Raw genomic sequence first — 21,815 nt, 5'->3', positions numbered from 1 at the left:
GCTCTACGAGCGCCTTAACAGGCGGCTGAAAAACATTAGAGCCCTAACGTTTTTCGGCAGCCTGGTAACGATCCAGCAGCATCTGGATCACGTCATTCCAGCCCGCAGGGCCTGCGGCCTGGCTGTGGATCACTTGGTTGGCCTGTACGACCGGTGCCGGGCGGTGCGGATTAGCGATCACCACGGCGATATCCGCCGCCTCCAGCATCGCCACGTCGTTATCGCTGTCGCCGAGGGCGATCACCAGCGGGGTTTCACCGAGCAGCGGGCGGTAGAGTTGTTTCAGACGCTCAAGGGCACGGCCCTTGTCGGCCCCCGCGCCGAGTATGCTGAGAAAGCGCCCGCCCTGCAGACAGTGCAGACCTAGGCTGGCCAGGGTGTTGGCGAAACCCTGTTTCTTTTCGTCGTTATCCAGCCAGAGCAGCGCTTCGCTGTAGCGGCGGTCCTGCGCTTGACGTGCGGCGTCCGGCGACAGGCCGGTGTGGGCGATCACCTGCTCGAGGCTCCATTGGCCGAAACTTTCGAACCGGTATACCGGTCTCAGGCTATCGAGTGCGGCGCGGATCTGGTCGATGCCGACGCCGAGCGGCAGCTCGATATAGCCCTCGTCGATTACGTCTTCCCCCTGGTGCAGGTGGATCTGTTGCTCGGGAATACAGATCGCCGAGCCGTTCTCGATGATAAAGGGGTCGCTGTTGTCGAGGCTGGCGCGCAGGCTGATCAGCTCCGCACAGGTTTTGCTGGTGTTGGCGATGACCGGGATACCGGCGGCGTAGGCACGCTCGAGTGCCGGGCGCGCGGCGGCAAAGCTGTAGCTGTCATGGTCGAGCAGGGTTCCATCCAGATCGGTCACGATCAGTAGCGGTGGAGCCGTCTGTTGCGGGTACGAGTAAGTCATGGGCGGTTGCCGGCATTGGTAGCGATAGAGGGGCGCTATGCCGGTCAGGTCTCCTGACGCTCTTGTCTATTCGGTTTCTCTGACCCGAAGCGATCTTTGTGCCAGTTCGGTTGAAGGCTCGACAGATCGGGCCCTTAACGCGGGGTACACGCGATGCAGGGCGGCTGAGAGCCCAGGCTTGGTGCGGATTGAGTGATAAAATTGGGGTGTGCACCGGTTTGGTGCAAAATGTCCAGGATGTAAACGCCGCAGTTTGCGGTCAATCGACTACAGAGTTGTTATAGTTAGACGCTTGTTAAACACTCAGTGTTTGTCTCTTGTTCGCAAGGAAACGCATGACAACCTTTAACCTTGTTCAGGAAATCGATGGTGCGCTCGAGACCCTTAATCGATCCGAGCGAAAAGTTGCGCAGGTGATTCTGTCCGATCCCCAGGCGGCGACCCGGGCCTCGATCGCGGTGCTGGCCAAGCAGGCCCAAGTCAGTGAGCCCACCGTCAATCGCTTCTGCAAGCGCTTCAATACCGCCGGTTTTCCGGACTTCAAGCTGCACCTGGCGCAGTCGCTGGCCAGCGGGGTGCCCTATGTCACCCGCAGTGTCGAACCTGACGACACTGCCGAGCGCTATACCCCGAAGATATTCGACGCCACGATGGCAAGCCTGGCGCAGGCCAAGGAGGGGCTGAACCCCGCGGCGATCGAGCTGGCGGTGGACCAGCTGATCCAGGCCAAACAGATACTGTTTTTCGGCCTGGGTGCCGGTGGCTCCGTCGCCCAGGATGCCCAGCACAAGTTCTTCCGCTTCAATATTCCGGTCATTGCCTACGATGACGTGTTGATGCAGCGGATGGTTGCTGCCGCCTCCGGTACCCGCGATGCGATCGTGATCTTTTCCAATACCGGCCGCACCCGCGAACTGGTGGACATTGCCAGGATCGCACGCGCCAGCGGAGCTACGGTGATCGGCATCACCAACCCCGGTTCACCGCTGACCAAGCACTGCACCGTCGTGCTTGGGGTCAAGGAACCGGAAGATACCGATATCTATATGCCGATGCTGTCACGCATCGTCCATCTGGTGGTGGTCGATATCCTGGCAACCGGTGTGACCCTGCGCCGCGGAGCGCACTTTTTGCCGCACCTGCGCCGGATCAAGGAGTCGCTGAAGGAAACCCGATATCCGGTAGATGCGAGCGACTAGCCAGGGCGCAATACTTGTTCACATCCTTCGCCCAATAACTATAAAAGGAGAAGCCGATGTCCGCCGTGCTGATCAATACTCATGACACGACCGATGGTCATCAATTGATCGAGGTGGTGCTGAACGCCGAGCGCTCGCTGAATGCGCTGACGCTGGAGATGATCGAAGCGCTGAGTTCTGCGCTCGATGGTTGGGCGGCAGATGAGCGGGTCTGTGCGGTGGTGTTAAGTGGCGTCGGTGAAAGAGCCTTTTGTGCCGGTGGCGATGTGGTCAGCCTTTACCATCTGATCAAGGCCGGTGATCGGGAAGCCCCCAGGCGCTACTTCGAAGCCGAGTATCGTCTCGATTATCAGTTGCACCAGTTCCCCAAGCCGATTATCTGTTGGGCCGATGGCATCGTGATGGGGGGCGGTATGGGGTTGATGAACGGATGCGGTGTCAGGGTGGTGACCGAGCGCTCGGCGCTGTCGATGCCGGAGGTGAACATCGGGCTGTTCCCGGATGTGGGGGCCAGCTGGTTCCTGAATCGTTTGCCGGGGCGCACCGGCCTGTTTCTGGCGTTGACCGGTAATCCGATCAACGCGGCGGATGCGCTTTATCTCGGTCTGGCCGACCGGTTTATCGAACATGCCCGCTATGGCGAGATGATCGAGGCGCTGAAAGCGGCGAACTGGACCAGCCTGAGTGCCAACTCTGTTGTCTCCGAAATCGTACGCGGCCTGGAAACCGTGTCCGAGCCGCTGCTGAACCCTCATTCGCCGATTCGGGACCACTATGATCTGATCCAGGCGATCACTGACCACGACCAGGTGGCCGAGATCGTCGGTGCCTTGCTGGCCACAGAAAGTAACGACAACTGGATCGAGCGGGCCCAGGCTACGGTACGTCGTGGTAGTCCACTTGCCATCTGGATAATCGAGCGCCAGTTGCGTATCTGCCGCCATTTGTCTTTGCGGGAGTGCTTCGCTGCCGAGCTTAACCTGGCGGTTCAGTGCGGCTTGCATACCGAGTTTCCCGAAGGGGTGCGTGCTCTGCTGGTGGATAAGGATCGCCGGCCTAAGTGGAGTTACCCCTCGGTGGTCGAGGTGGACAAGGCAGACGTGGACAGCTTCTTCGAGCCGGTATGGCCGAAAAACCCTATGGCTGATCTGCCGATGCCACCGGGTGTCCCGGTATAAGACGATGCTTTCGATATTGAAGATTTTATATTTCAGCAATAAATACTTCAGTGTTAGGCTGCAAGTGGATACACTAATCAACACCTGACTTCGGGCGATATTCTCGTCGCCTGTTCGCTATATTTCAGCACTCCGATATGAAAGAAGACGATATTACCGCCTATCTACAGCAGTTTTCGCTTGAACAGCTGGATGAAATAAAACAGCTGGTCTTAAAAAAAGCCGACGATAAAAAGCGCCAGGCCGAAGAGTTGAGGCTTAAGCGGGAGAAAGAAGCGCTACGTCGTAAAAAGCAGGAGGAAGACCTTCGGCTTAAACGGCAGGCAGCACACCGTAAGCCGCAGCAGCCGATGCGTGCCGTGGGCGGGATGCCACCCAGCCCGCCGAAAGATATCGCAGCCTTGGCCGAAGCCGCCGACCTGGATATCAGTGGTCTGTTACGCGATATCGATCGCCGCAAACGCTGATTCACCGGTTTGCCTCAGTTAACGGCGGATGCCTTGAACGGGTAAATCCGGTTCAGGGCGTTTTAGCCCCCTCTAATCGAGATAAATCTCGTTGCTCTGCTATTGAAGCCGAATAACGGATAAAGCCGGTATATTTTTCAGGGTATTTCTCCGCTGTCTGCTTTGCTACAAAAGCTGTCGTTTTGTTTCTTTGTTGGCGTTTGTTGACCCTCTTGTTGTATTTAACCTTATGAAAATTAAATAAAATTTTCGTGGAACACTGTTTGCAACTGTCTCCCTGAACACGGAATCCAGCGTCGATTCCGTTGGCATGCGGGAGTAATCAGATGACAGCTGCACAACGCCAGGTCGTAATCAACGATACAACGCTGCGGGACGGTGAACAGACCGCCGGAGTGGCGTTCAATGCCGAGGAGAAGCTGCAGATTGCCACTGCGCTCGCGGCGGCCGGTGTTGGCGAGCTGGAGATAGGCATTCCGGCGATGGGCGAGGCGGAGCGCGACGTGATGCGTGCCATCGCCAGCCAGGGCTTGGGTGCCAGGCTGATGGCCTGGTGTCGTATGTGCGACAACGACCTGCTCAGTGCCTTGGGTACCGGGGTTGATCTGGTCGACCTGTCGATCGCCGCCTCCGACCAGCAGATCACGCACAAGCTGCGCCGCGACCGGGGCTGGGTGTTGAACCAGATCGACCTGCAGGTGCGTAAGGCGGTGGATCTCGGCTTCGAGGTCTGTGTCGGCTGTGAAGACGCCTCCCGCGCTGATCTCGAGTTCCTGCAGCGGATACTGGAGAGCGCCGAGCGCGCCGGTGCCCGCCGCATCCGTTACGCCGATACCCTCGGCATTCTCGAACCCTTCTCCGTGCTAACCCAGATGCAGCGGCTGCGCAGCGGCAGCGACATCGAGATCGAGATGCACGCCCATGACGACCTCGGCTTGGCCACGGCCAACACCCTGGCCGCGGTGATGGGCGGCGCCACCCATATCAACACCACCGTCAACGGGCTTGGCGAGCGCGCCGGCAACGCCGCGCTGGAGGAGGCGGTGGTCGGCCTGAAACAGCTGTACGGCATCGACACCGGGGTGGATATCGCCCGGCTGCCGATCCTGTCGGCTCTGGTGGAGTCCGCCTCCGGCCGCGCCGTGCACTGCCAGAAAAGCGTGGTCGGCAGCCATGTTTTCACCCACGAGTCCGGTATCCATACAGATGGCCTGTTGAAGGATTTCCGCAACTACCAGGGGCTTGATCCGTTGCTGCTCGGGCGCCACCACGAGCTGGTGCTGGGCAAGCACTCCGGTACCCAGGGGGTGATCCATGCCTTCGCCGGTATCGGTATCGAACTCAGTCGTGCCGAGGCGGCGATGATGCTGGAGCCGATCCGTCAATTTGTCACCCAAACCAAACGCAGCCCCTCGATGCTGGAGCTGCAGCAGTTCCATCTCAACATCCTCAATGCTGAAGGAGGTCTTCACTATGAAGCCGGAAACTGAACGCAACGAAGAGCAAAAACGTCTGCAGGCGGAAGATCAGCATGCGGCCGCGATGAAACGGCATCTGGTACTGACCGGGTTCGTCATGGGGCGTGGCGTGCCCGTGGCCCGGCCGATCACCCGCTGTACCGGCAAATAAGCGGACAACTCCAAGGAGCGGCGCCATGAATGCAAGTGTCACCACCCATCGACCCGAAAAGCGCGGACTGCTGGCCGCGTGGAAAGAGGATGTGCGCTGCGTATTCAAGCGCGACCCGGCGGCGCGCAACTGGATCGAGGTGCTGACCACCTATCCAGGGGTGCATGCGGTACTGATGCATCGGCTGTCGCATCGACTGTGGCGGGCGAACTGGCGCTACAGTGCACGGCTGATCGCCTACCTGGTCCGACTGCTGACCAATGTGGATATACATCCCGGTGCCAGCATCGGTGCGCGCCTGTTCATCGACCACGGCGCCGGCGTGGTGATCGGCGAGACCGCGGTGATCGGAGACGATGTCACCCTGTATCACGGCGTCACCCTGGGCGGCACCAGCTGGAACAAGGGCAAGCGCCACCCGACGCTGGGCGACCGGGTACTGGTTGGCGCCGGGGCCAAGGTGCTGGGGCCGATCACCGTCGCCAGCGACGCCCGGGTCGGGGCCAATTCGGTAGTGGTGCAGGACGTACCCGCCGGCGGCACCGTGGTCGGCATTCCCGGGCGTATCGTGTCCGACCAACCGGTCAGCAGCGGCGAGTACGGCATCAACCTGAACCACCACCTGATTCCCGACCCGGTAGGGCGTGCCATCAGCTGTCTGCTGGAGCGCATCGACAAGCTCGAGGCCCGTCTCGAGGCGCAGGGACGGCTGGAGCCCGATTACCAGGCCAGTTTCTACAATAGCTGCACGCCGTCTAGCGAGATCTGCGAAGTCGACTGTGCCGGTGGCAAGCAGCATTTTTCCAGGGGATAGCGCGATGGACCTGCATGATTTCGACGTCAACGATCTCTACTTCGAGTCACCACCGGAGCCGCGTGTGCTGGCACTGCTCGAACAGGCCGCCGAGGCCTATGGCGAAGGCGAGGCGGAACCCTACCTGCAGGAAGCCCATGCGCTGGCGCCGGACAACCTGATGGTGCATGTGGCCCTGTACCGCTTCTATTACTACCAGCACCGCTATGCCGATGCGTTGAGCGTGGCCGAGTGCGCGATTGCGCTCTCCGGCCGCCTGTTCGGCTATCGCGGCCACTGGCGGCAGATGACGCTGGAGATCCTGGCCCACGGCATGGTGCAGTCGTTCAGCATGGTGCGCTTCTACCTGCTGGCGCTGAAGGGCGCGGGCTATCTGCAGCTGCGCCTGGGCGAGATCGAGGCCGGCGTCGAGCGCCTGGAGAAGGTGCGGCAGCTCGACACGGCCGACCGGCTCAACGTCAGCATGCTGCTGGAGGTCGCCTACAACCACATGGGTATCTACACACTGAAACAGCGCATGACAGCCTGAGGGGAAAGCATATGAGCGACTTCGAGTTTATTGAAGATCTGGAAGAGTTGAGCTCAGCGGAGGAGTTTCTCGAGTATTTCGAGATCGAGTTCGATGCCAAGGTGGTGATGATCAATCGCCTGCATATCATGCAGCGCTACCATGACTATCTGCAGAAGGCCGAGAAAGGTGGCGCTCTGCCGGATGACGAGGACAGCCTGAGGCAGGCGTACCAGCAGATGCTGACCCAGGCCTACCGGGACTTCGTCGAGTCCGATGCCCTGACCGAGAAGGTGTTCAAGGTGTTCCATATGCACGGGCCGCAGACCACCTTCGTGCCACTGGACCAGCTGCTGGAGTCCTGAGCCTATGAAACCGAGGTATGAGTACGGCGACGAAGTACGCTTGACCCGCAACGTACGCAACGACGGCACCTACCCGGGCAAAGAGGTGGGCGAGCTGCTGATCCAGCGCGGCGCCACCGGCGTCGTCTACGATGTCGGCACCTATCTGCAGGACCAGTTGATCTACCGCGTCCACTTCATCGATGCCGGCAAGACGGTCGGCTGTCGCGAGGAGGAGCTGATCCCCGTGGCACAGAAGTGGATTCAGAACCGCTTCGAGTTCCGCGACAAGGTGCAGGCACGCTGCGCCCTGCAGCTCGATGGCGAGGTGATCGCCCGCAAGGGGGATATAGGCGAGATAGAGAACGTGCTGCGCGATGAGGATGAGGACGAGATCTTCTACAACCTCTACATAAACGGCTGCAACATCATGCTCCCCGAGCGGGCGCTCGCTGCAGCCACTCTCGATGGAGCCACTACGCAGGAGCATGCCGATGAAATACAGCACTGACAATCCGCATGCGGTGTATGCGCTGTTCAAGCTGGCCTGGAGTCAGTACGGCTGTTCACCGGCCGACCTGACCGGTGAGCGGGAAAAAGAGGCGGCGGCGCGCGTGGCACATCAGCTGAATATCGAAAGCGCCATCCTCTACGCGGAGGAGAACACCGGTATCGTGGTACCGGAGGGGCAGGTCAACGCCGCGATCGCGGAGATCAGGGGCCGCTTCCAGAACGAAGAGGCGTTCCTGCAGGCGCTGGAGCAGGCCGAGCTGGATATGCCGCTGCTCAAGGAGGGTCTGCGGCGCGAACTGCAGGTCGAGGCGGTGCTTGAACGCGTCTGCATCGGTCAGGTACAGGTCAGCGACGCCGATGCCGAGCTGTTCTACTACCTGCATCCGGAGCGCTTCGCCGTCAGCGAAAAGCGCGAGGCGCGCCATATCCTCATCACCGTCAACGACGACTACGCCGAGAACACCGAAGCCCTGGCGCTGCAACGCGTCGAGCAGATCCGCAGTCGATTGCTGAAGAAGCCGGGCCGTTTCGAAGAGCAGGCGCAGAAGCACTCCGAATGCCCCACTGCTCTGCACGGTGGTCTCGTCGGTAAAGTAGAGCGTGGCAAGCTGTTTGCCGAACTGGACGAGGTGCTGTTTGGCATGGCCAGTGGAGAGATCAGCACCCCGGTGCGCTCGGAGCTGGGCTTCCATCTGCTCTACTGCGGCGAGATCGAACCGCCGCGTCAGGTCCCGCTCGGCGAAATTCTCCCCAAGTTGCGGCAGAGCCTGGAAGAGCGTCAGCGCGCCCAGTTCCAGCGCCAGTGGATCGCGGAACAGCTCAATCGCCTCAGCTCTTTCAGCAAGAACCCTGCACAAGTGGTGAACGCATGACAGACAAATCCAAGCTCAACTGCTCATTCTGCGGTGTCGAACAGTCGCCGGACACGCCACTGATCTCAGGTAACGACGGCTACATCTGTTCCGCCTGTGTCGAGCTGGCCCACCAGGTCGTCAACAGCTGGGGACAGAGCGCCAAGCGTGCCGAACTTGCCGAATCCCTGCGGGTACCGAAGGAGATCAAGGCGCACCTGGACGAGTACGTGATCGGCCAGGACGGTGCCAAGGAGATCCTCGCCGTCGCCGTATACAACCACTACCAGCGGCTGATCAATATGGGCCAGAGTGGCAGTCTGCACGACGCCGATCAGGCGGTGGAGCTGGAGAAGTCCAACGTACTGATGGCCGGTCCTTCCGGCACCGGCAAGACGCTGCTGGTGAAAAGCCTGGCCCGTGTCATCGGCGTACCCTTCGTCGTGGCCGATGCTACCACCCTGACCCAGGCCGGTTACGTCGGCGATGACGTGGACACCATCCTGCGCCGTCTGGTCGATGCCGCCGACGGCGATCTGCAGCGTGCCCAGTGGGGCATCGTCTACATCGACGAGGTGGACAAACTGGCCAGCAAGGGGATGGGCGCCACCAACACCCGTGATGTCTCCGGCGAAGGGGTGCAGCAGGCACTGCTGAAGATGGTCGAGGGCAACGAGGTCAAACTGCCCAAGAGCGGCCGCCGCCACGAAGGTGGCGACGAGATCATCGATACCACCAACATCCTGTTCATCGTCGGCGGCGCCTTCCCCGGTCTTGAGGATCTGGTGCGCAAGCGCCTGCGGCCGCAGAAAGGCGGCATCGGCTTCCAGGCCGCCTTCGTCGAAGACCCCCAGCATACCCACGACCAGCTGCTCGCCGCGCTGCAACCGGATGACCTGCAGGGGTTCGGCCTGATCCCCGAATTCATCGGCCGCTTCCCGGTGATCACCTTCCTGCATGAGCTGGACGCCGAAGCGCTGATACGGGTACTGACCGAGCCGAAAAACTCCCTGGTCAGGCAGTACACCCAGCTGTTCGCCTACCAGGGCGTCGAACTCAGCTTCACCGACGACGCGCTGCAGCGCATCGCCGCACTGGCCTGCGACCGCGGTACCGGCGCCCGCGGCCTGCGCTCGATCCTGGAGTCGGTCCTGCGCCGCACCATGTACGAAATGCCCTCCAATCCCCAGCTCAAGAAAGCGGTGGTCGACCGCGAACAGGTCGACGATGCCAGCGAGCTGATCGTGCGGGAGATTCTGGGTGACGAAACTGAGGCCCTGGCAGAGGATGAGCCCGTCGTCAGCGCCAAGAGCGGTGCCAGTTAATTAGCTGTATGTGATTGCTCCGAAGAAAACCCCCTGCCCAGCTCGATCATTTTCGTGACGCCACGAAAATGGTCCGAAGCCGCATGGCCGCCAGGTTCGCAGGATTCGATGGCGCGATTGATCGCTGCGACTAGCCGTTAAGCCCCTTACGGTACTCGTCCGGCGTGACCCCCATCAGGCGGCGGAACATGTTGATAAAGGCCGAGGAGCTGGCGTAGCCCAGGTCCAGGGCGATACTCTCCACCTTGTCGCCCGCTTCCAGCATCGGCAGTGCTTTTATCACCCGCAGCCGCTGTCGCCACTCCGCCAGTGACATCCCCAGGTCCCGTTGGCAGCGCCGGATTAGCGTACGCTCGGTGGTGTGCACCCGGTTGGCCAGCTCGGTGAGGGTGGCATTGTCGCCCGGCGCGCTGTCCAGTTGTGCAAGGATCGGTGCCAGCAGAGGATCTACCGAGCTGGGCAGGTAGCTGCCGACGCACTCGGCCATTGCCAGTTGATCCACCAGCACCTGCAGCAAGCGTTGATCCTCTTCACTGTAGGGGGGCGTGAGCGCCCTGGCTTTCAGGTGCTCCAGCATGGTGCTGACCAGCGGGGTCATGGTTAGTGCGCAGGTGGTGCTGGGTAGGGCGTGGCAGATCGGCTCCGCCACATAGAGCGAGCAGTGGCAGGCTTCGTAGCGGTTCAGCCCCTGGTGCTCCACATGGGGTGGCAGCCAGAGCCCGTATTGGGTCGGCACCAGATATTGCTGGCCGCCGACCTTGACCTCCATCACGCCGCTGAAGGTGTAGACGAACTCGCCCCAGAGGTGACTGTGCACGGGATAGGCGGCATCCGCCGGCACACAGGCGGTACGGAAGCAGATCGGGCTGGGCAGCTCGGTCGTATAGGGGGTGTCTGCTAGTTGCCGGGTGGGGAGGGCCAAGGCATGCCTCTGTCAGGATTTCGCTGTCGTTTGTCATATTCTAGCTATATCTCGCCTAACTGACACAGCCACAATGGCGACAGATCTTGTTTCAGTCTGAGGGTAGAGCCGGTGGATATGCGCAGCTCGGTGGATGTGCGGGCGTTCAGCCTGATGGTGTTTTTCTGTTTGATCATCGGCATGCAGCAGGTGCTGCTCAAGGGTACCGGCGCGGATATATCTCCGGTGCTGCAGTTGGCGCTGCGCTCAGGTATCGCCGCGCTGTTGGTGGCGGCTTACATCGCGGTGCGGCGCGAAAAGCTTGAGTTTGGCGCGGCCAACTGGAAGCCTGGCCTGGTGGTGGGCGTGCTGTTTTCGATGGAGTATCTGCTGCTGGGCGAGGCGCTGCTGCGCACCTCCGCCGCGCACTCGGTGGTGTTTCTTTATACGTCACCGATCTTTTCCGCGGTTATCCTGCATTTCAAGGTGCATACCGAGCGCCTGTCGCCGTTGCAATGGCTGGGGATCGTGCTGGCGTTTGCCGGCATCGCGCTGGCCTTTCTGGGCGGCGATTCGGCAACAAGCAGCTCACTGCCGGTGGAGAGAAGCGCCATGCTGATCGGTGATCTGCTGGCGTTGCTCGCGGGCGCGTCCTGGGGGCTGACCACGGTGGTGATTCGCTCGTCCAGTCTCGCGCAGCTATCACCCAACCAGACTCTGCTGTATCAGTTGCTCGGTGCCTTTGTGTTGCTCTCTTTGGCGGCGCTGCTGTTGGGACGGACCAGCTTCAATCCGACGCCTGAAGCGCTGTTCAGTCTCGGATTTCAGTCGATCATGGTGTCGTTCGTCGGGTTCCTGATCTGGTTTTGGCTGCTGCGTCACTACCGGGCGTCACAGGTCGGCGTACTCTCCTTTATGACACCACTGTTCGGTGTGGTGCTGGGTGCCTGGTTGCTGGATGAAACGCTGGAACCGAACTTCCTCGTCGGCGCGATGCTGGTGATCGCCGGTATCCTGATGGTGAGCGGTCAGGGCTGGCTCAAGTCGCGGTTACGGATGGGGCGGCAGCCTCTGGTAGGAGAGTGATGGCCTAAGCACAGGCAAAAAAATGGCGCACTGGAGATCGGTGCGCCACGCAATAGGGAACGTGATGGGTTTGATGGGATAGATACGCAGCCGGGATTAGAGGTTGAGGTCAAAATCACCGGCGATCTGTGACAGCCAGGCATTCAGGCGCTCTTCGGTCAGGTTGGACTGGTTATCCAGATCCAGTGCCAGACCGACAAACTTGCCATCCTCACCTACAGCTTCCGAGTGGTTGAACTCGTAGCCGTCGGTGGGCCAGGAGCCGACGATATTGGCGCCGCGCTCTGAGAAAAACGCGTACAGCTCGCCGAGTGCATCGACGAACTCGTCCGGATACCCTACCTGATCGCCGAGGCCGATCAGGGCGACGGTTTTACCGCTGAAGTCCTTGTCCTCGATCTTCGGCAGGAACTCCTCCCAGCTTTCATCTTCGATATCGGCAGACAGACCCGGCAGCAGACCTTCGCCAAGGGTCGGTGTGGCGAGGATCAGAAATTCGTAACCGGCAAATTCGTCCGGGTCGGCGCGGTTGACGTTGACCGGTTTGGCCACGGTCTGTTCGTCGAACTTCTTGCCGATCATTTTGGCGACCTTGCGGGTTTTGCCGGTGTCGCTACCAAAGAAAAGACCGATACGTGCCATGATGTTCTCCTTACAGGTCATCAGCTACAACAGTTATGCAGGTCCCGGCAGGGCGGGTGTTACCGGGTAGTTGCGAATTCCATACCAGCGGCGGGGTATGGCTGAAGGGCTTGAATTGCGGGGTGTGGCACTGTCGTGACGGCGCTGTCGCATGCCCCTTGTCGCAAAGCGCACAGCCGGTTTTTCGGTTTTTCTGTGTGCTTTGCGACATTGGGGCGGTGGCAGATCAGCTGTTGAGCAGCGGCGTCATCCGGTGTTGCCGTGGATGGGGTGTGGTGTGTGAACCGAGCAGCGAGGCGCCCTTGATCTGGGCGTAGATGCTCTGGCCGGGTTGCAGGTTCATGCTCTCCACAGACTTGCGGGTGACGCTGGCGAGCAGGGCGCTGCCCTCGCCCATGTTGCCGATGCGCAGCAGCACATTGAGGCTGGAACCGTCGGTGGGCAGGATCTTCCAGATCACCGCCGGCAGACGGTTCAAGATAGTGCTGGCGTGGTCCAGGCTCTGGGCCAGGCTGACATCGGTAGCGGCGATGCGTAGGCGCTTGTAGACACCGGTCGGGCCCAGCGTATCCGGTACCTCCAGGGTGCCGCCGTCGATCTGTAGCGTGCTCAGCCCGTAGCGCACATCGAAATGCAGTACCCGGCCATCGAGCACGGTCACCGCATCCCGGGCGGAAGCGAAGGGCAGGTCGGGGCGGGCCAGCATCTCGCCGATCTCGCCCTGGGCCAGCAGCTCCCCCTCGCGCAGCAGCAGAATCCGGTCGGCCAGACGCTCCACCTCGCGCCGGTCGTGGGTGACGTAGAGGACCGGTATCTCCAGCTGGGCGTGGAGCTGCTCCAGATAGGGCAGGATCTCGTTCTTGTTGTCCTGGTCCAGTGCCGACAGAGGCTCATCCATCAACAGCAACTTGGGCCGCATCAGCAGGGCGCGGGCGATCGCCACGCGCTGTCGCTCGCCGCCGGACAGTGCATGCACCTGGCGCTGCAGCAGGTGGGTGATGCCCATCAGTTCCGCCAGTTCGCCAAGCTCGTTGGAATCCTCAGTTTTTACGCCGGCCCGGCGCATGCCGTAGCTCAGGTTTTTCATCACGTTGAGGTGGGCGAACAGACCCGGTTCCTGAAACACGTAGCCGATCGGGCGTTTGTGCGTCGGCAGGAAGCGGCGGCCCTGCTGCCAGCTATCGCCGTTCAGTGACAGCTCGGCGCCCGGCAGCCGGGTCAGTCCGGCGATACAGCGCAGCAGCGTGGTTTTGCCGCAGCCGGAGGGGCCGAACAGGGCGGTGACCCCCTGGGTCGGGATGGCAAAATCCACGTTGAGGCGGAAGTCGCCGACCTGGCCGTTGAAGCGGGCGTTGAGTGTGCTCATCGGTGCAGTCTCCCCCAGCGTTTCTCGATCAGCATCATCGCGAAGATCAGCAGGAACGAGCCGGCCAACATACCGCCGGATAGGATATGGGCCTGGGACCACTCCAGTGATTCCACATGATCATAGATGGCGATGGAAAGCACCTTGGTTTCACCGGGCAGGTTGCCGCCGATCATCAGCACCACGCCGAACTCGCCGACGGTATGGGCGAAGCCCAGCACCGCTCCGCTGAGAAAACCGGGCCGTGCCAGCGGCAGTGCGACGGTCAGGAAACGGTCCAGCGGTGAGGCGCGCAGGGTGGCCGCCACCTCCATCGGTGCACTGCCGATCGCCTCGAAGGCGTTGCGGATCGGCTGGACGACGAAGGGCAGGGAGTAGATCACCGAGCCCACCACCAGCCCCTCGAAGGTGAAGGGGAGGGTGATACCGAAGGTCTGCTTGAGGAAGCCGCCCAGTGCGCTCTGCGGCGACATCACCAGCAGCAGGTAGAAGCCGAGCACCGTCGGCGGCAGCACCAGCGGCAGGGCGACCAGGGCGTTGATGATCTCCTTCCACCAGGTGCGGTTGCGGGCCAGCCACCAGGCCAGCGGTGTGCCGACCAGCAGCAGGATCAGCGTGGTCAGTCCCGCCAGCTTCAGGGTCAGCAGTATCGCTTCGGTCATGCTCTCGACTCCCGGGTGCTATTCCAGACCGTATCCGTAACGCTCGATGATGGTTCGGGCCTGATCGCTCTTCAGGTAGGCGATCAGTGCCTTGGCCGCCTCGTTGTCCGCACCTTTGGCCAGCAATACCGCCTGCTGGCGGATCGGGCTGTACAGCTCCGCCGGGATCAGCCAGCTTGAGCCACTGCTGTCCAGTGCGATCTGGGCACGGGCAACCAGCGCCGCCGGGACCGCGCCGGTATAGGCCATCTGGTAGGTCTGGGCGATGCTGTCGCCGCGCACGGTGGTGCTTTCGTAGTCGCTCCAGACGCCCAAGGCCTCCAGCGCCTCTATCGCTGCGGCGCCGTAGGGGGCGGTTTTCGGGTTGGCGATCGCCAGGCGCTCCAGTTTCTTCTCTTTCAAGGCGCGGCCTTCGCTGTCGATCAGCGCTGGATCGGCACTCCACAGTACCAGTTGGCCCACCGCGTAGGTAAACAGCGAGTCGGGCACTGCATCGCCCTTTTCGACCAGTAGCTGGGGGCGGGATGAATCGGCTGACAGGAAAATATCGAACGGTGCGCCGTTGACGATCTGGGTGTAGAGCTTGCCGGTGGAGGCGAAACTCAGGCTGACGCTGTGCCCGCTCTGCCGTTCAAACTCGGTGGTGATCTCCTTGGCCGCGGCGGTGAAGTTGGCGGCTACCGCGGCTTTGACCTCCGCTGCCTGCACCTGCCCGTTCAGCGTCAGCAGGCAGAGGGCTGTTGCTGTTGTGATGCTGCGTAGGAACCTGTTCATATCCTCATCCTTAACTTGATCTGCTGCGGCCGCAGTGGACCCTGGCCTTCATGCGGCGGTCGCCAGCATGATCTCCTCCGGCTGAATCAGTACCTGAAGTACTGTGCCCTGGTAGATCCACGCCTCTTCGCTCAGGTCGAAGGCACGGGCCACGGTCAGGCTGACGCCCTCGGCCAGCTCCAGCTCGATCTCCCGGCCCTCGGCACTGCTTTCGCAGCTGAGCACCCTGGCCGGCAGGCAGTTGATATCGCCGACCGGTGTTGGGCTGTCTGGTGGCAGGAGTCCGAGCGCGCTGGCCTTGATGATCGCGAAGGCGCCACCGCCCTGGCTTAGTCCCAGGCGTTCAATGCTGCTGCGGGTAATATGGCTATACAGCTCCAGACTGCCGATACGCAGCTCCACCCTGGCGATCACGCCACTGCTGCTGATGCCGATCACGCGCGCCGGCAACTGGTTGCGGGCACTGAATCTCAGCGCCGGTACCCTTTGTGCCAGGCGGTGTCGGCTGCCGGTGCGCTGGATGCGCAGCAGCTTGAGCAGGGTCTCTCCACTGTCGGTGAGCCGTGAACCGCCGCCATTGGCGCCGCCGGTACTGGTGCTAACCAGTGTTTCGGTGCAGGCACCGTTCAACTCGCGTAGATGATTCCAAGCGGTTTTATAGCTGACGCCGGTGAGCTCTGCGGCGGCTGTCAGCGAGCCGGTGGCGGCGATCGATTCGAGCAGTCTGAGCCGTTTTTCCAGCCGTCCACGCTGATCAAGTTGCAACGCGAGAGCTTCAAGTTGTTGATTCTGTTCTGCCATGCCGCAGGACCGTTATGTAAAAAATTGCTAATGCTAAGATTAAGCTTAATCCATGCCAGTGAATTAAGTATATGATAAATAATAAATATGAGTTTTGCTTGGTGAAATTTAGCGTTATGTAAAAAATGTAGAAGCTGGTACAAATGTCAGTTTTGTGACAGCGGCTTGTGGCAGGTGATTTAACCTCGGCGCTACTTGGATCAGCCCTTATCCCGTGCCCGGTTTTCCGTTAGAATCGCCCTCTTAAGCTTAAGTGAACGGACCCCAACTCAGTGCTTTTCAACAAGCTTCCGGATGACATCTTTCTGCCGCTTTCCGGCCAGAACCGCCGTATCTACGAGGTGGTGCTGCTGGAGTTGGCGGACCTGTTCTTCGACGAGGATCTGATCGATCCCTTCATCCCCAAGGATCTGGTGCGCTCGACCATCGAGAATGCGGTCGTGCGTTACGGTATCCGCCGCTGGGCCGCCGAGGCCGATGACGAAAGCGACAGCGATCTGCCGCTCTCCAGCGCCGACTACACCAACCGGATATACCGCCGCCTGGTGCAGACCGGCTGGCTGGAGGAGGAGCAGCGGATCTACCGCACCTATGTGTTGATGTCGCCGGCGAACAGCTTCCTGCTGCGCTCGCTGGCGTCGATCTCCAAACTGGAGAAGCGTAGCTACGGCGGCGCGGTACTGAACGTGCTCAGCTCGTTGGAGTCGGCGGTGTCCGATCCGGTCGGACGCGGTATCGCATTGGAGGAGGCGGCGCAGACCGCAGCCGATTTCAGTGCCCATCTGACCGACATGCTGCTCGGCCTGCGTGAGTTGAAGATCAGCCTGGCCGACAGCTCTTCGCCGCAGGAGATCGTGCGCAGCTTCTTCGATCGCTTCGTCGAACATATCCTGGTCTCCGACTACAAGACGCTGAAGACCAAGAACAACCCCTTCCGCTTCCGTCGCCAGATTCTGTCGATGATGCGCGACCTGCAGTTCGATCCGCTGAAGCTGGATCAGCTGGCCGAGCACTACCAGATGCAGTATGAGCTGGATGTGGAGGAGTCGGAAGCGCTGGTGCAGCAGCATATCAACCGCGTGATCCGCATCTTCGAATCGGTGGATCAGCGTCTCGCCGCCATCGACGACTTCCGCTACCAGCTCGAGAAGCGCGTGGCCGATACCGTGCGCTACATGGACAAGACCACGCCGGGCATGGCGGCGCGTCTGTCGCGCCTGATCGCCGAACTGGCGAAAAAGGACGACAGCGAGATTCCGTCGGTGGATAGCCTGGAGCAGGTCGGCTTTATCTCGCCGTCGAGCGTGCGCTCGCCGATCCGCCGCCGCGTCGAGACCAAGCCGCGCATCATCACCCAGTCCGAGATCGATCCCAAGGTGCTGGCACTGCGTCAGCTGTTCAAGGAGTGGAAGGAGCGCCGCGAGGTCAAGGTGGACAAGATCGAGGCCTACCTTGAGGAGCAGTTCGCCGGCCGCGATAAGCTTGATGCCACCGAGTTCCGTATCGACAGCATCGAAGACTATATCTGCTTCAGCTACGTTCGCCACCTGAACTCGCTCGGCAAGAAGGCGCGCAACACCGCTACGCGCTACCGGATTCAGTTTGAAGACCGCTACGTCAACGTCGCCGATATGGTGGAGTGTCGTGGCTTCGTGATTCACAGGACTCAATAATGCTAGGTGACCTGCAAAAAGTCGTTTCCCGTAACGAACAGCACCAGGCGGATGATTTCATCCGCGCCGCCAATCTGCTGCTGACCAGTCAGTTCCTCTACGCGGACCGCCCTGTGCACCGCGAGCACTACTTTCTGATCTCGCACAATGTGGAGTACTTCCGCAATCTGTTCGAGGCGATCGGCTGGAGCTTCATTTATCAGCCGGACGAGGCCTATCTCGGCATCCTGCCCCGGGGCGAGGAGCGGGTGATGCGCCTGCGTCTGGACGAGTCGCTGCTGCTGCTCTGCCTGCGCCAGATCTACGAGGCCAAGTTGGAGTCGTTCGAGGTGGAGGATGGCAAGGCGTTCAGCTCCTCCGATGATCTGCTGCGCCTGTACGACACCCTGACCGGCAAGGAGATCCCCAACGAGACCCGTCTCAAGGAGATCCTGTCGCTGTTCACCCGCCACGGCATCATCGAGCGCGGCAAGTCGGACGAGACCGACCCGAAGAACGTGCCGATCCGCATCAACCCGACCATCAGGCAGGTGGTGGTCGAGGACTACATCGGCCAGCTCGAAGCGCTCTGCGATATCGATAACCGGGAACAGAGCGACGAGTATGTCGAGGATGAGGCTGAGCCAAACCGCCGCGCCGAAGACAAGGTTGCCGACGCCGAAGAGGGCGATACGCCGCCCGATCCCGAACAGCCGACCGTCGAAACTCTAAACGAAGAGGAAACCACCGGGGAGCGCAGCAATGAAACAGCTTAATCGCATGGTGCTGGTCAACTGGTATGTGCTGGGCGCGATGGAGATCCCGATCAAGGGCAATGTCGCCATCGTCGGCCCCAACGGCTCGGGCAAGTCCTCGCTGCTCGACGCGATGCAGACCGTACTGATGGGCGGCCACAAGCGCCACCTGAGCTTCAACGCCTCCGCCGGCGAGAAGAGCGAGCGCTCGCTGCGCACCTACTGTCTCGGCTTCCTCGACGACATGGGCAAGAAGGGCAACGCCCGTGAGGACTCTATTACCTACCTGGCGATGAGCTTCTTCGACACCGAAACCGCACAGGAGAGCTGCGTCGGCATCGCCATCAGCGCCTCCACCGCCAACGCCGACGAGGAGATCCTCGGCCGCTTCATCCTGCCCAACTTCTCGGTGACGCTGGACGACTTCACCGTCAAACAGGGCAGCGGCCGCATGCCGAAGGCGTGGAACGAGGTGCGCGACGGTCTGCTCAAGCAGTGCCCGGAGATGATCCTGGAGAAGCGCGCGGCACGCTTCGTCAAGGAGATGGTGACCCATCTCAGCCACGATCCGCAGATGCCCAACGACGACGACAAGTTCGTCAAGAACTTCAAGAACGCGCTCAAGTTCGTGCCGATCGACAGCCCGACCCGCTTCGTACGCGAGTTCGTGCTGGACGAGAACATCGTCCACGTCGGCGCCTTCCGCAAGTCGCTCGACGAGTACCGGGCGATGGAGCAGAAGACCCAGGAGGTGGCCAACCGTATCACCGAGCTGGAGAAGGTACAGGAGATGTGTCGCGGCATCAGCCGCAACCTGCGCAACTCCGTCGAGTACGAGTGGGTGGTGCACGAGAGCCGCTTCGAGCAGGCCGACCTGAAGAAGGAGGAGGCCGCCGAGCGCCTGGAGACCAACCAGGAGCAGGAGGAGAAGCTGCAGATCGAACTGGCCGAGACCAGCGAAGCGCTGAACAGGGCGATCCAGGACCTGGCCAACGCCCGCGCCGAACTCAACACCTCCGACTCCGCCCATCAGATCAACGCGCTGGAGTCCTCCATCCGCGCCCACCAGCATGAGCTGAACGTGGTCAAGGATCGCATCCAGTCGGTGTATGGTCTGCTGCGTACCACTGTCGGCTTCTCCGATCACGCCGATATGCTGCCCGAGGCGTTTCGTCCCGTGGTGGCGCAGTCGGTGGAGCTGTGGCGCTCCGGTGAGAATGTGCTCGCCGAAGCCTGGCCGATCTCGCCGGTGGAGGTGGACAACACCCTCGAGCAGCTGCGCGACAATATCGACTCGGTACGCAAGGCGGTATCGCGTCGCTACGAGGAGTCGGTGATCCGTATCAACGAGCTGCGCAGCACCATCCAGAACCAGAAGAGCGCCGTCGAGCAGCTGCAGCAGGGGCGGGCGCCGATCCGCCACAACACCCGCGAACTGATGGAGCTGCTGGAAGGCTACGGCATCAAGTCGACGCCGATCTGCGAGCTGGTCGATATCAACGACGACAAGTGGCGTATTGCCATCGAATCCTTCCTTGGTGCCCGCCGCGAGGCACTGGTGGTGTCGCCGGACCGGGTCAAGGAGGCGATCACCCTGTACCGTCGCAAGGGCCGCCATCTGAAGGGCTGCCGGATCATCAACACCACCAAGAGCGGCGAGTGGCTGAATCGCACCAAGCCGAACTCTCTGGCGCAGTTTATCGACACCGACAACGACGATGCCCGCGCCTACATGAACCGCGCCCTCGGCGGCGTGATGGCGGTGGAGACCGAAAACGAGCTGCTGCGACACGAGCGCGCGCTGACCTACGACTGCATGCTGCAGTCCGAGGGTTCTACCACCGCGATCAACGAACTGAGCCCGATCATGGGTATTCGCCGTCGCGGTGACCAGCTGCAGGTGCAGGGGCGTCAGGTGGATGAACTGATCAAGGAGTTCACCACCCTCGGCAAGAAGCACGAAACCCTGGAGAAGCTGCGCGACTCGCTGATCAGCCTGGCCAACGGCCTGATGGGCGTCAACGAGCGGGTCTATGACCTGTGCAACCAGCGCGAACAGATCAGTGGCGAGATCAAGGGCTTCGAGCAGGCGATCACCGACCTGCGCAACCATGACGACTCCGGCATCCAGGCCCGCATCGCCGATCTGGCCGAGCATCAGAAAGCGGTCGAGTCCAAGCAGAAATCGCTGATGGACAAGCTGCAGAAGGTGCGCACCAGCATCATCAAGGACAATGCGCTGGTCGAGGCGCTGGATGGCGAGCTGGTCGAGCATGTAGAGCGCCGCACCCAGTGTGAAGAGAACAGCAACTTTGACGCCCAGTCCGCGCAGGAGAAGCGCGACTATCTCGACGAAGCCTGCGACGGCGAGCTGGAGCGAATCATCTTCGAAGCAGCGAAAAAGGCGCAGGGCGAGCTGCAGCTGCATGAGAAGAAAAAGAACGGCGTGCGCGATGCCGTGGCGCAGTACAAGGCGCGCTACCACGGCGGCGGCATGAGCCACCAGGAGCTGGACAAGATCGGCCCCGACTCCACCCACGACGACCTGGAGAAGTTCGTCGACAGCACCGTCGAGGCGCTGCGTGAGTCGGAGCTGGCGCAGTACGCGAAGAAGGCCGAGCGTGCCCGTCTGGAGGCGGAAACCGCGTTCCGCTCCGACTTCGTTGCGCACCTGAACGACCAGATCAACAAGATCCGCGACCTGATCCGCGAGCTGAACAGCCACCTGAAGAACCGTCCGTTCCACAAGGAGATGTACAGCTTCGAGATGAGCCCCAACCCGGAGCTCAAGGATATCCTCGAACTGGTCGAAGCCTACACGCGGATGGACCAGGCCAACGTCGGTTCACTGTTCGACCTGCAGCACACCGGCGACAGCACCCACCGCGATGCGCTGGCCAAGATCCATGACGTACTCAAGGATGAGGGCGAAAGTAGCCTGTTGCAGGACTACCGCAACTTCTACAATTTCGAGTTGGTGGTGAAGGACCTGCAGGGCAACCGCAAGACCACGCTGACGCAGCGTATCAAGACCGGTTCCGGCGGAGAGCACCAGGTGCCGTTCTATGTCGCCATGGCGGCGGCGCTCGGCGCGACCTACCGTCTGAAGGAGGGCAGCGACGGCAAGCCGGTGGGCGGCTTCAGCCTGTCGGTATTCGACGAGGCATTCAACAAGCTCGACTCGGAGAACACCGTGACCTCGCTCGGCTTCATGTCGGATCTTGGTCTGCAGACCATTATCGCGGCGCCGGACGAGAAGTACTCGCTGCTGTCATCCTGCATGGATACCATCATCAACGTCTGCCGTGACGGTCGTGTGGTCGATATCGATGTCGAGTTCCCGACCGAGAAGGGCAAGGAACTGCTGGCGTCCGATCACCCGTATAAGCTGATGCCGCGGGATGAGTTCGAGAGCGTCGACGAGGACCAGGCCGAGCTGGTGTGATCTGA

General features: G+C 61.2%; 22 protein-coding genes. 15 read left to right on the top strand and 7 right to left on the bottom strand.

Translation table 11 applies throughout. The annotated features are described in order from the left end of the window. Nucleotides 1–43: 43 nt before the first annotated feature. Nucleotides 44–898 carry an HAD-IIB family hydrolase gene (locus tag KQ940_RS16525; protein WP_217414877.1) on the bottom strand — a complete coding sequence of 285 codons (855 nt, stop codon included), beginning with the start codon at nt 896–898 and terminating at the stop codon, nt 44–46. A gap of 335 nt (nt 899–1,233) precedes the next feature. Here KQ940_RS16525 and hexR point away from each other — a divergent pair, with 335 nt between their 5' ends. From hexR to clpX, 11 genes are all read left to right on the top strand, one after another. Continuing rightward, a complete protein-coding gene (gene hexR, locus KQ940_RS16520; RefSeq protein WP_217414876.1) occupies nt 1,234–2,097 on the top strand; it encodes a transcriptional regulator HexR in 864 nt (287 codons plus the stop codon). A gap of 56 nt (nt 2,098–2,153) precedes the next feature. Next, the gene (locus KQ940_RS16515) at nt 2,154–3,275 is read left to right on the top strand and encodes an enoyl-CoA hydratase/isomerase family protein (RefSeq protein ID WP_217414875.1); all 1,122 of its coding nucleotides are present in this window, start codon (nt 2,154–2,156) and stop codon (nt 3,273–3,275) included. A 137-nt stretch (nt 3,276–3,412) separates the two neighbouring features. Further along, nucleotides 3,413–3,742, top strand: a complete 330-nt coding sequence (locus KQ940_RS16510; RefSeq protein ID WP_217414873.1) for a hypothetical protein — start codon at nt 3,413–3,415, stop codon at nt 3,740–3,742. A 326-nt stretch (nt 3,743–4,068) separates the two neighbouring features. Continuing rightward, a complete protein-coding gene (nifV, locus tag KQ940_RS16505) occupies nt 4,069–5,232 on the top strand; it encodes a homocitrate synthase (RefSeq protein WP_217414871.1) in 1,164 nt (387 codons plus the stop codon). After that, the gene (locus tag KQ940_RS16500; protein ID WP_217414870.1) at nt 5,216–5,371 is read left to right on the top strand and encodes a hypothetical protein; all 156 of its coding nucleotides are present in this window, start codon (nt 5,216–5,218) and stop codon (nt 5,369–5,371) included. Before nifV ends, KQ940_RS16500 begins: the two co-directional genes overlap by 17 nt. 25 nt (nt 5,372–5,396) lie before the next feature. Beyond that, a complete protein-coding gene (cysE, locus tag KQ940_RS16495) occupies nt 5,397–6,185 on the top strand; it encodes a serine O-acetyltransferase (RefSeq protein ID WP_217414869.1) in 789 nt (262 codons plus the stop codon). 4 nt (nt 6,186–6,189) lie between these two features. Next, nucleotides 6,190–6,714, top strand: a complete 525-nt coding sequence (locus KQ940_RS16490) for a hypothetical protein (RefSeq protein WP_217414868.1) — start codon at nt 6,190–6,192, stop codon at nt 6,712–6,714. Between the two features lie 11 nt (nt 6,715–6,725). Further along, entirely contained in the window at nt 6,726–7,058 is a 333-nt protein-coding gene (gene nifW, locus KQ940_RS16485) for a nitrogenase-stabilizing/protective protein NifW (protein WP_217414867.1), read from the top strand. 4 nt (nt 7,059–7,062) lie between these two features. Then, on the top strand, nt 7,063–7,548 hold the full coding sequence (locus KQ940_RS16480; protein ID WP_217414866.1) for a nitrogen fixation protein NifZ: 486 nt from the start codon (nt 7,063–7,065) through the stop codon (nt 7,546–7,548). Further along, entirely contained in the window at nt 7,532–8,422 is an 891-nt protein-coding gene (gene nifM, locus KQ940_RS16475; protein ID WP_217414865.1) for a nitrogen fixation protein NifM, read from the top strand. Before KQ940_RS16480 ends, nifM begins: the two co-directional genes overlap by 17 nt. Further along, nucleotides 8,419–9,726 carry an ATP-dependent Clp protease ATP-binding subunit ClpX gene (gene clpX, locus KQ940_RS16470; RefSeq protein WP_217414864.1) on the top strand — a complete coding sequence of 436 codons (1,308 nt, stop codon included), beginning with the start codon at nt 8,419–8,421 and terminating at the stop codon, nt 9,724–9,726. Before nifM ends, clpX begins: the two co-directional genes overlap by 4 nt. 130 nt (nt 9,727–9,856) lie before the next feature. Here clpX and KQ940_RS16465 read toward each other — a convergent pair whose 3' ends face one another. Then, the gene (locus tag KQ940_RS16465) at nt 9,857–10,648 is read right to left on the bottom strand and encodes an AraC family transcriptional regulator (protein ID WP_217414863.1); all 792 of its coding nucleotides are present in this window, start codon (nt 10,646–10,648) and stop codon (nt 9,857–9,859) included. Between the two features lie 117 nt (nt 10,649–10,765). On the opposite strand from KQ940_RS16465, the gene KQ940_RS16460 reads away from it, so the two are divergent. Then, nucleotides 10,766–11,713, top strand: a complete 948-nt coding sequence (locus tag KQ940_RS16460; protein WP_217414916.1) for a DMT family transporter — start codon at nt 10,766–10,768, stop codon at nt 11,711–11,713. 96 nt (nt 11,714–11,809) lie between these two features. On the opposite strand, the gene KQ940_RS16455 is transcribed toward KQ940_RS16460, so the two are convergent. From KQ940_RS16455 to KQ940_RS16435, 5 genes are all read right to left on the bottom strand, one after another. Continuing rightward, nucleotides 11,810–12,355 carry a flavodoxin gene (locus KQ940_RS16455; RefSeq protein ID WP_217414862.1) on the bottom strand — a complete coding sequence of 182 codons (546 nt, stop codon included), beginning with the start codon at nt 12,353–12,355 and terminating at the stop codon, nt 11,810–11,812. A gap of 226 nt (nt 12,356–12,581) precedes the next feature. Then, nucleotides 12,582–13,721, bottom strand: a complete 1,140-nt coding sequence (gene modC / locus KQ940_RS16450; protein WP_217414861.1) for a molybdenum ABC transporter ATP-binding protein — start codon at nt 13,719–13,721, stop codon at nt 12,582–12,584. Continuing rightward, a complete protein-coding gene (gene modB, locus KQ940_RS16445) occupies nt 13,718–14,383 on the bottom strand; it encodes a molybdate ABC transporter permease subunit (RefSeq protein ID WP_217414860.1) in 666 nt (221 codons plus the stop codon). Before modB ends, modC begins: the two co-directional genes overlap by 4 nt. An 18-nt stretch (nt 14,384–14,401) precedes the next feature. Continuing rightward, entirely contained in the window at nt 14,402–15,157 is a 756-nt protein-coding gene (modA, locus tag KQ940_RS16440) for a molybdate ABC transporter substrate-binding protein (protein ID WP_217414859.1), read from the bottom strand. 48 nt (nt 15,158–15,205) lie between these two features. Continuing rightward, nucleotides 15,206–15,958 carry a TOBE domain-containing protein gene (locus tag KQ940_RS16435; protein ID WP_217414858.1) on the bottom strand — a complete coding sequence of 251 codons (753 nt, stop codon included), beginning with the start codon at nt 15,956–15,958 and terminating at the stop codon, nt 15,206–15,208. Nucleotides 15,959–16,230: 272 nt separating this feature from the next. Between KQ940_RS16435 and KQ940_RS16430 the strand changes: the two genes are divergently transcribed. Genes KQ940_RS16430 through KQ940_RS16420 form a run of 3 tightly spaced genes read left to right on the top strand, consistent with a single transcriptional unit; the run spans nt 16,231 to nt 21,810 of the window. Further along, entirely contained in the window at nt 16,231–17,631 is a 1,401-nt protein-coding gene (locus KQ940_RS16430; protein WP_217414857.1) for a Wadjet anti-phage system protein JetA family protein, read from the top strand. Continuing rightward, nucleotides 17,631–18,386: a DUF4194 domain-containing protein gene (locus KQ940_RS16425; RefSeq protein WP_217414856.1), complete on the top strand. Its 756-nt coding sequence runs from the start codon at nt 17,631–17,633 to the stop codon at nt 18,384–18,386. Before KQ940_RS16430 ends, KQ940_RS16425 begins: the two co-directional genes overlap by 1 nt. Next, a complete protein-coding gene (locus KQ940_RS16420; protein ID WP_217414855.1) occupies nt 18,373–21,810 on the top strand; it encodes an SbcC/MukB-like Walker B domain-containing protein in 3,438 nt (1,145 codons plus the stop codon). Before KQ940_RS16425 ends, KQ940_RS16420 begins: the two co-directional genes overlap by 14 nt. The last annotated feature ends 5 nt before the right edge of the window (nt 21,811–21,815 follow it).

The organism is Marinobacterium ramblicola, from assembly GCF_019084545.1.
Taxonomy (GTDB): Bacteria; Pseudomonadota; Gammaproteobacteria; order Pseudomonadales; family Balneatricaceae; genus Marinobacterium_D; species Marinobacterium_D ramblicola.
Note: the sequence above shows the minus strand (reverse complement) of the source record. Positions and strands in the feature narration are given on the sequence as shown.

Coding starts and splice junctions, on each gene's coding strand:
- nifV (WP_217414871.1), top strand. CDS start 4,069: ATGACAGCTGCACAACGCCAGGTCGTAATCAACGATACAACGCTGCGG.
- KQ940_RS16510 (WP_217414873.1), top strand. CDS start 3,413: ATGAAAGAAGACGATATTACCGCCTATCTACAGCAGTTTTCGCTTGAA.
- KQ940_RS16425 (WP_217414856.1), top strand. CDS start 17,631: ATGCTAGGTGACCTGCAAAAAGTCGTTTCCCGTAACGAACAGCACCAG.
- modC (WP_217414861.1), bottom strand. CDS start 13,721: ATGAGCACACTCAACGCCCGCTTCAACGGCCAGGTCGGCGACTTCCGC.
- KQ940_RS16435 (WP_217414858.1), bottom strand. CDS start 15,958: ATGGCAGAACAGAATCAACAACTTGAAGCTCTCGCGTTGCAACTTGAT.
- KQ940_RS16490 (WP_217414868.1), top strand. CDS start 6,190: ATGGACCTGCATGATTTCGACGTCAACGATCTCTACTTCGAGTCACCA.
- KQ940_RS16525 (WP_217414877.1), bottom strand. CDS start 898: ATGACTTACTCGTACCCGCAACAGACGGCTCCACCGCTACTGATCGTG.
- KQ940_RS16515 (WP_217414875.1), top strand. CDS start 2,154: ATGTCCGCCGTGCTGATCAATACTCATGACACGACCGATGGTCATCAA.
- modB (WP_217414860.1), bottom strand. CDS start 14,383: ATGACCGAAGCGATACTGCTGACCCTGAAGCTGGCGGGACTGACCACG.
- KQ940_RS16460 (WP_217414916.1), top strand. CDS start 10,766: ATGCGCAGCTCGGTGGATGTGCGGGCGTTCAGCCTGATGGTGTTTTTC.
- clpX (WP_217414864.1), top strand. CDS start 8,419: ATGACAGACAAATCCAAGCTCAACTGCTCATTCTGCGGTGTCGAACAG.
- KQ940_RS16420 (WP_217414855.1), top strand. CDS start 18,373: ATGAAACAGCTTAATCGCATGGTGCTGGTCAACTGGTATGTGCTGGGC.
- modA (WP_217414859.1), bottom strand. CDS start 15,157: ATGAACAGGTTCCTACGCAGCATCACAACAGCAACAGCCCTCTGCCTG.
- cysE (WP_217414869.1), top strand. CDS start 5,397: ATGAATGCAAGTGTCACCACCCATCGACCCGAAAAGCGCGGACTGCTG.
- nifM (WP_217414865.1), top strand. CDS start 7,532: ATGAAATACAGCACTGACAATCCGCATGCGGTGTATGCGCTGTTCAAG.
- KQ940_RS16480 (WP_217414866.1), top strand. CDS start 7,063: ATGAAACCGAGGTATGAGTACGGCGACGAAGTACGCTTGACCCGCAAC.
- KQ940_RS16500 (WP_217414870.1), top strand. CDS start 5,216: ATGAAGCCGGAAACTGAACGCAACGAAGAGCAAAAACGTCTGCAGGCG.
- KQ940_RS16455 (WP_217414862.1), bottom strand. CDS start 12,355: ATGGCACGTATCGGTCTTTTCTTTGGTAGCGACACCGGCAAAACCCGC.
- hexR (WP_217414876.1), top strand. CDS start 1,234: ATGACAACCTTTAACCTTGTTCAGGAAATCGATGGTGCGCTCGAGACC.
- nifW (WP_217414867.1), top strand. CDS start 6,726: ATGAGCGACTTCGAGTTTATTGAAGATCTGGAAGAGTTGAGCTCAGCG.